At 70.8% G+C, this 2,729-nt stretch carries 3 protein-coding genes; 1 reads left to right on the top strand and 2 read right to left on the bottom strand.

Annotation, left to right across the window (positions count from 1 at the left end):
• A partial coding sequence (locus KBX53_RS28755) for an LD-carboxypeptidase (protein ID WP_247676375.1) occupies positions 1–533 on the bottom strand: 533 nt, incomplete at its 3' end.
• Between the two features lie 386 nt (positions 534–919).
• Between KBX53_RS28755 and KBX53_RS28750 the strand changes: the two genes are divergently transcribed.
• Positions 920–1,306 carry a DUF2267 domain-containing protein gene (locus KBX53_RS28750; protein WP_051708528.1) on the top strand — a complete coding sequence of 129 codons (387 nt, stop codon included), beginning with the start codon at positions 920–922 and terminating at the stop codon, positions 1,304–1,306.
• A 30-nt stretch (positions 1,307–1,336) separates the two neighbouring features.
• Here KBX53_RS28750 and KBX53_RS28745 read toward each other — a convergent pair.
• Positions 1,337–2,729, bottom strand: a 1,393-nt coding sequence (locus KBX53_RS28745; protein WP_210862710.1) for a glutamate--cysteine ligase, incomplete at its 5' end; no start/stop codon positions are given.

The following is a 2,729-nucleotide window of genomic DNA, read 5'->3' as shown; positions in this document are numbered from 1 at the left end:
GCCTCGGCCGACTCGGGGCCGGTGCGGGCGTCGTTCCAGTTGACCATCGGGCCGTAGAAGGTGACCAGGCCGATCTCACGCCAGAGCTTGCCCTGGATGCTGGTGATGTCGCTGAAGCCGACGACCACCCGAGGGTCCCGGCGCAGACCGGACACGTCGATCTGGTCGACGATCCGCTGGGTGCCGTACCCGCCACGGGCGGCGAAGACAGCACGAACCCCCGGGTCGTTGAGTGCGGCGTTCAGGTCGGCCAGCCGCTGCGCGTCGGTGCCGGCGAGGTAGCCGTACCTGGCGAACACGTTCGTGCCCAGCTCGACCTCCAGGCCCCAGCCGCGCAGGATCTCGATGCCGCGGGCCATGGCGGTGGGGTTGGGGGTGCCGCCGGGCGACACGACCCGGACCCGGTCACCGGGTGACAGCACCGGCGCCCGCAGGACGCGCTTCGCACCACCCGGCGCGGTCTGCGCGGACGCGGCCTCCGCCGAGCCGACGAGCGCCGCGCCACCGGCCGCCGCCGCTCCCATCCGCAGCATGCGTCGACGGGACACGGGGACCCGCGCGGACCCCTGGATCGTGGCTCGGTCTGTTCCAGAAGCGGTCACCGGCGCGTCCCCTCATCGTGATCAGACGATGTGCGAGCTGCCCCAGCCTACGACAGTCATCAGTGTGATGCGGGGTCCACAAGGGACCGAGTTCACCCCGGCGGGCGCGCGGTGCCCCGGTATTGGAGGGCACCGACGTGGCTCAGCCGGTGACCGGGTGAGTCGTCCGGTTCGCGGCGGCCTGCGAGGCCTCGCGCGTCGACGGCGGGAAGTCCGGGTCCGCGCGTGACCCGTTTGTGGCCAGAGAGCGTGGGAACTCGCCCCGTTCGTCCGCAGGCGCGCCTGACGGCATGCCGACGAGACCGAAGGAGCGGGGCATGGAGTACGAGCAGATGATCGCCACGGTACGACAGCGCGCGGGCCTCGGTGAGAACGAGGCCGTCCGGTCCATCCAGGCCGTCCTGTCGGTGCTCGGTGAACGGCTCGCCGGCCAGGAGGCCGACAACCTGGCGGCCCAGCTACCGGACGGGCTGGACGCGTCCGTCACCCGCAATCCCCAGGGTCGCCGGTGGGACGTCGGTGAGTTTCTCAAACACGTCGGCGACCGGGAGCAGGTCGCGAACGCGGACCAGGTGCGCCAGCACGCCCAGGCGGTGTTGCGAACCGTCGCCGATGCGCTGAATGACGACGAGCGACACGACCTGTTCGCCCAGCTTCCCGGTGGCATCACCGATCTCTTCGGTGTTCCCACCCCGCGCGGCTGAGCCCCGCGCCGATCGGGCCACCCGGGGCGCTCACGGGATCGGCCACTCGTGCACCGGCCGGTTGCTGTGCATCAGGTCCACGTAGTGCCGGACCACCTCGCGCAGCGCCGCCGGCCGGTCCAGGTGGTCGGCGGACTCCAGCCGGTGCAGTGTCTCCACCTGCCAGGTCGCCCCGTTGCGGCCGGTCAGGCAGCGCTGCTCGATGATGCCGAGCAATCGGTCGCGCTCGCCCGGGTCGAGCCCCCACCGGTCCAGGCCGTGGTGCGCCATCGGCAGCAACCGGCGCAGCACGAGCTCGGTGACCGGCAGGTAGCCCAGACCGGGCCAGAAGACCTGCGCGTCGATGCCGTGCCGGGCGCAACTGGTGAAGTTCTCCTCGGCGGCGCTGAACGACATCTGCGACCACAGTGGCCGGTCCGACTCGGCGAGGGCGCGCACCAACCCGAAGTAGAAGGCGCCGTTGGCGACGGTGTCCAGCACGGTCGGCCCGGCTGGCAGCACCCGATTCTCCACCCGCAGGTGCGGACGACCACGCGACACGTCGTACACCGGGCGGTTCCACCGGTAGACGGTGCCGTTGTGCAGGCGCAGCTCGGCCAGATTGGGCACCTCGCCGGCCGCGAGCGCCTGCGCCGGGTCCTCCGGGTCGCAGACCGGAAGCAGCGCCGGGAAGTAGCGCACGTTCTCCTCGAACAGGTCGAACACGCTGGTGATCCAGCGTTCGCCGAACCAGACGCGGGGGCGTACCCCCTGGGCTTTGATCTCTTCCGACCGGGTGTCGGTGGCCTGCTGGAACAGCGGAATGCGGGTCTCGCGCCACAGCTCCCGGCCGAAGAACAGCGGCGAGTTCGCGCCGACAGCGACCTGGATGCCGGCCACCGCCTGCGCGGCGTTCCAGTAGTCGGCAAACTGGGCCGGACTGACCTGCAGGTGGAACTGGGTGCTGGTGCAGGCCGCCTCCGGGGTGATCGTGTCGGCGGTGACCGCCAGGCGTTCCACCCCACTGATGGCGATCGGCAGATCCTCACCGCGGGCCGCGAAGATCTGCTCGTTGAGCAGCTTGTAGCGTGGATTGGCCGACAGCGTCTCGGCGGTCAGGTGCTCGGGGCGCAACGTCGGCAGGATGCCGATCATGACCATGTGCGCGCCGATCGCCCGGGCCTTCACCTCGGCGGCGTTGAGGCTGGCCCGCACGTACTCCTCGAACTCGGCGGTGCCGGTGCCGGTCAGCCGGCGCGGCGGCACGTTGATCTCGATGTTGAACTGGCCCAGCTCGGTCTGGAAGCTCTCATCGGCGATGGCCGCCAGCACGTCGGCGTTGCGCATCGCCGGGTTCGACGCCTCGTCGACGAGATTCAGCTCGATCTCGACGCCGGTCATCGGCCGGTCGAGGTCGAAACGGGACTCGCGCAGCATCTCGGCG

The organism is Micromonospora sp. M51 (assembly GCF_018070305.1).
GTDB classification, from domain to species: domain Bacteria; phylum Actinomycetota; class Actinomycetes; order Mycobacteriales; family Micromonosporaceae; genus Micromonospora; species Micromonospora parva.
This window is presented reverse-complemented; position numbering and strand designations above follow the sequence as displayed.